The organism is Arthrobacter sp. Hiyo1, from assembly GCF_001263615.2.
Classification (GTDB): Bacteria; Actinomycetota; Actinomycetes; order Actinomycetales; family Micrococcaceae; genus Arthrobacter.
Genome location: NZ_DF952471.1, coordinates 43,633 through 48,524, shown reverse-complemented (window position 1 = coordinate 48,524; position 4,892 = coordinate 43,633). Strand labels below are relative to the sequence as shown.

The 4,892-nt window shown below is 64.7% G+C and carries 3 protein-coding genes and 1 pseudogene; all 4 read right to left on the bottom strand.

All coding sequences use genetic code 11. From position 1 onward, the window contains the following. Positions 1-41: 41 nt before the first annotated feature. Positions 42-1,559 carry an amino acid permease gene (locus AHiyo1_RS11805; protein WP_059388690.1) on the bottom strand — a complete coding sequence of 506 codons (1,518 nt, stop codon included), beginning with the start codon at positions 1,557-1,559 and terminating at the stop codon, positions 42-44. Between the two features lie 124 nt (positions 1,560-1,683). Beyond that, the gene (gene aspA / locus AHiyo1_RS11800; RefSeq protein WP_059388689.1) at positions 1,684-3,108 is read right to left on the bottom strand and encodes an aspartate ammonia-lyase; all 1,425 of its coding nucleotides are present in this window, start codon (positions 3,106-3,108) and stop codon (positions 1,684-1,686) included. 35 nt (positions 3,109-3,143) lie between these two features. Continuing rightward, positions 3,144-4,153: pseudogene (locus AHiyo1_RS11795) on the bottom strand (asparaginase). Positions 4,154-4,186: 33 nt separating this feature from the next. Further along, a partial coding sequence (locus AHiyo1_RS11790; protein WP_059388691.1) for a FadR/GntR family transcriptional regulator occupies positions 4,187-4,892 on the bottom strand: 706 nt, incomplete at its 5' end.

Genomic DNA, 4,892 nt, shown 5'->3' with positions numbered 1-4,892 from the left:
CGGAACCGCGGGTGCCGCCGTCGGGCACTCAGTACTGGGGGCTAGATCCTGTCCTCGGCACCGGCAACCGGCAGGTTGGCGATGACCGGCGAGCTGCCCGTGAAGCCGTCCCGGGCTGCGGCGATCTCGTGGATTTGCTTGCGGCACATGTACCAACCAACCACAATGAGCGCGCAGGCGATGGCCGTAACCAGCATGGTGAGCGGAGAGTCGATGAACACCATCACCAGCACGCCCACCAGGAACAGCAGCGAAAGGTAGCCAGTGTAGGGGGCGCCGAACATCCGGAAAGACGGACGCTTCAGCCAGCCCTTGTCGGCCCAGCGCTTGAGCTGCATCTGGCACAAGACGATGGTGGCCCACGTGACGATGATGCCCACGGAGGCGACGTTGAGGACGATCTCGAAGGCGTCGGACGGTACGAGGTAGTTCAGCGGAACACCGAGCAGGGAGACGCCGGCCGTGATGGCGATGCCGCCGTAGGGGACGCCGGCTTTGTTCATGCGCTGGGCGAACTTGGGAGCGGAACCGGCCACGGACATGGAGCGCAGGATGCGGCCCGTGGAGTACAACCCGGCATTCAGGGAGGACAGGGCGGCGGTCAGGACCACGAGGTTCATGATCACGTCCACGCCTTGTACGCCGATGTGGCCGAAGAAGGTCACAAACGGGCTGACACCCTTGACGTAGGAGGTGTACGGCAGCAGCAACGCCAGCAGGATGACGGAACCGACGTAGAAGACGGCGATGCGGAAGACCACTGAGTTGATGGCCTTGGGCATGATCTTCTCGGGGTTCTCCGTTTCGCCCGCTGCCGTGCCCACAAGCTCAATCGAGGCGTAGGCGAACAGAACGCCCTGCATGAGCATGATCATGGGCAGCATGCCGGTGGGGAAGATACCGCCGTGGTCCGTGAGGAGGCTGAAGCCCACTTCCTGGCCCGGTACCGGCGTGCCGAAGATGACGAAGTACGTGCCGATCACCAGGAACGCCGCCAGCGCGGCCACCTTGATCAGGGCGAAGTAGAACTCCATTTCGCCGAAGACCTTGACCGAGACCAAGTTCAGGCAAAGCACCACCAGAAGCGCGATCAGTGCCCAGGCCCACTGCGGGACGACTCCGATCCAAGGGACATATTTGCCGAAGAAGTTCATGTAGAGGGCCGCGGCCGTGGTGTCCACGATGGTGGTGGTTGCCCAGTTGATCCAGTAGAACCAGCCGGACACAAACGCAGCCTTCTCGCCGAAGAACTCGCGGGCGTAGGAGACGAAGGAGCCCGAGGACGGGCGGTGCAGCACGAGTTCGCCAAGCGCGCGCAGGATCAGGAAGGCAAAGAAGCCGCAGACCGCGTACGCGATGACAAGGGAAGGGCCCGCAGCGTTGAGGCGGCCGCCGGCACCCAGGAACAGGCCGGTGCCGATGGCGCCGCCGATTGCGATCATCTGGATCTGACGCGGCTTCAAGCTCTTGTGATAGCCCTTGTCCTCGGCGTGGAGGAGCTTTTCAGTGGAGTGCGCCTGCGGAGGGACCGTGTGGTCCGTGATGGGTGCATTGGTCATGGGAATCCTTAGGGGGTGTCCTGTTGGGGGTCCGGATCTTGCCGTCCGGCCTGTTTCTTCGCGTGTTCAGGCCCGACGGCGGCTGGTGAGTGGCGCCGTCGTCGGACGCTCTGCGCGGCTCAGCCTAGTTGCTGAGGTTGGCCAGGCGTTCGGGGCGGAGGAGCTCATCGAGCTGCTCCGAGGTCAGCAAGCCGTGTTCGAGAACGAGCTCGGCGACGCCCTTGCCGCTTGCCAGCGCTTCCTGGGCGATGGCGGTGGCGGAGGCGTAGCCGATGTGCGGATTGAGTGCCGTGACGAGTCCGATCGACTGCTCTACGGTGAGGCGCAGGTGTTCGGTATTCGCGGTGATGCCCCGAATGCAGCGCGACGTGAGCGTGCGGCACGCGGCTTCCAGGTGGGAGATGCTCTTGTGGAGGCTGTGGACGATAATCGGTTCGAAGGCGTTCAGCTGGAGCTGTCCGGCTTCGGCTGCCATGGTGACTGTGACATCGTTGCCGATGACTTCATACGCCACTTGGCTGACCACTTCCGGGATCACCGGATTGATCTTGCCTGGCATGATGGACGATCCCGACTGCACAGCCGGGAGGTTGATCTCGCCCAGTCCCGCACGCGGTCCGGAGGACAGCAAGCGGAGATCGTTGCAAATCTTGGAAAGCTTGACGGCGACGCGCTTGAGCACACCGGAGAGGTGGACGAACGCGCCTACGTCCTGGGTGGCCTCGATGAGGTCCACCGAGGTGACCAGCGGCAGGCCGGTGATCTCGGCCAAGTGCCTGCAGGCCGCTGCGGCGTATCCAACGGGAGCGTTCAGGCCGGTCCCGATGGCGGTTGCGCCGAGGTTGATCTCGTGGATGAGCAGCTGGGACTCGGCCAGTCGAGCCCGGTCCTCGCCCACGGTCACTGCGTAGCCGCCGAATTCCTGGCCGAGGGTCATGGGGACGGCGTCCTGCAACTGCGTGCGGCCCATCTTGACCACGGTGCGGAATTCCTGGCCCTTCTCCGCGAAGGCGACCTGGAGTTCCTGAAGAGCCTCGAGAAGGCCCTGGACCGAGAAAATGGTGGCCAGGTTGACGGCGGTGGGGTAGACGTCGTTGGTGGACTGGCTCAGGTTGACGTGGTCGTTCGGGTGCAGCCTGGCGTAGTCGCCTTTGGGGTGGCCAAGTATTTCAAGGGCCCGGTTGGCAATGACCTCGTTGGCGTTCATGTTGGAGCTGGTGCCGGCACCGCCTTGGATAACGTCCACCATGAACTGCTCGTGGAGCTTGCCGTCCAGGATGTCCTGGCAGGCTTGTTCGATCGCGTCGGCCCGTTCGTCGTCGAGGAGACCGAGTTCGCGGTTGGTGCGGGCAGCGGCGAGCTTGACCGCGGCGAGGCCCTTGACGAGGTTGGCGTTGCTGGCCAAGGGGTGGCCGGTGATGGGGAAGTTCTCGATGGCACGCAGCGTGTGCACGCCCCAGTAGGCATCAGCAGGGACGTCGCGGTCACCGAGGAGATCGTGTTCCGAGCGGAACCCTGGAATTGTCGTGGTGGGCACGGCAGAAGTCATTGCTGTCCTTTGGTCTTTGTGCTTGTTTGGCTGCGTCAGTTGGATGCAAGGAAGTTCGCGGCACGGAGCACGCCAACAGGGTGGCCGCCGCCCAACACAGGCGGGCTGGCGAGCGTGGCGAGCTGGCCGCCGTCGAGCCCTAGTTCCTCAAGGACGCGGACGGTGACGGGCATTCGGGCGCGGTCGGCGCCGTCGGAAATCTTGATGGCGATGCCTGTGCCGATCCGCAGGCCGATGAGCTGGAGGCCTTCGAAGCCGTCCTTGGCAAGCAACCCGGGAACTGTACGCATGATCGCTGTGACGTCGCGCCCCTCGCCGGCCACCATCTCCGGGAAGGCGCGCATCGCGTGGGCTACTTGGCCTTCCGCTTCCGTGCTGTCCGCCGCCGCCATGCGGCCATAGGCCCGGGCCATGCCGTGCAGGCTGTGGGCGAAGAGCGGGGTGCCGCAACCGTCGGTGCTGACTGCCAACACGTCTTCCCCCGTGAGTTCGGTGATGGTGTCCTTCACGAGCACTTGGAGGGGATGCTCGGGGTGCAGGTAACCCTGGACCGGCCAGCCGTTGATGACGCACGTGGCGGCCATGGATGCGTGCTTGCCGGAACAGTTCTGTGCGAGCTGGGTGGCTCGCCGCCGCTGCGGAGCCATGCTTCGCGCTCGGCGATGCCGTAGGGAAGGTCGGTGCTGTTTTCCAACGCGCTTTTGTCCAGGCCGTGCATTTCGAGGATGCGTGCGGCACCGTCGAGGTGCATCGCGGCGCCGGAGTGGCTTGCGGCGGTGAGGGCGAGGAGGTTCTCCGGAAGCTTGAGTCCCGCACGGACCATGGCGACCGCCTGCAGCGGTTTGAGGGAGGACCGCGGGTAGAACGCGGCGTCGGGATCGCCCGCTTGGAGGAGTGTTTCACCGCCAGGCCCTACTGCGATCAGGGAGCCGTAGTGGACGCTCTCGACCAGGCCGTCGCGGGTCTGTTCCGCGAGGGGGACGTGGCGCGGGGTTGGCGGAATCGTCTGCCGGGGTGGTTGCGGGCATAGCGGTGCGCGTTGCATGCGGGGTGGGCATGACTTCCTTCAGTTGGTGGATCATTTGCTGAGGATGGTGTCCAACGCAACGCTGACGGCGCTGAGATGGTCGGCCATGGCGGCTTCGGCGGCTGGGGAGTCGCCGGCTTCAATGGCTTCGACGATGCGGAGGTGTTCATCGTCTGAAACATGCTGGCGGTCGGCCACCATGTTCAAGGTTTCGGATTGATGGGCTAGGGCTTCGCGGATGTCTGCGACAACGCTTTCGAAGACCTTGTTGCCGCTTGCGCGGGCGATGGCAGAATGGAAACTGGCGTCGAGGCTGACCCAGGTCTCAGGGTCGGTCTCGGCTGCCATTGAATCGACAATTTCCTTGAGGTGCTCAAGTTCTTCCGGGCTGCGGCGTTTCGCAGCCAGGCCGGCTGCCGGTACTTCGATATGGGGGCGGGCCTCGTTGAGGTCCCGTGCCGAGTACTGGCCGAGTGTGAGGTCGTTGGCCACCCTGTCCGCGACGACGAACGTGCCTCTGCCGGTCTTGGTGACCGTCAGTCCCAGCGCAGTGCAGGAGCGGAGCGCCTCACGGATGACCGAGCGGCTCACCCCGTATTGCGTTGCCAGGGTGGCTTCGGAGCTGAGTTTGGCCCCCACTTGCACGGCTCCGTTTTCAATGTCCTGGCGGATGGCGCTGAACACAGCTTCCGCTGCACTGAAGCGGGCGAGGGGCCGGGGGCTGGCTGGCTGGGCCCCTTGGCTCCTTGGGCCGGCC

Coding starts and splice junctions, on each gene's coding strand:
- aspA (WP_059388689.1), bottom strand. CDS start 3,108: ATGACTTCTGCCGTGCCCACCACGACAATTCCAGGGTTCCGCTCGGAA.
- AHiyo1_RS11805 (WP_059388690.1), bottom strand. CDS start 1,559: ATGACCAATGCACCCATCACGGACCACACGGTCCCTCCGCAGGCGCAC.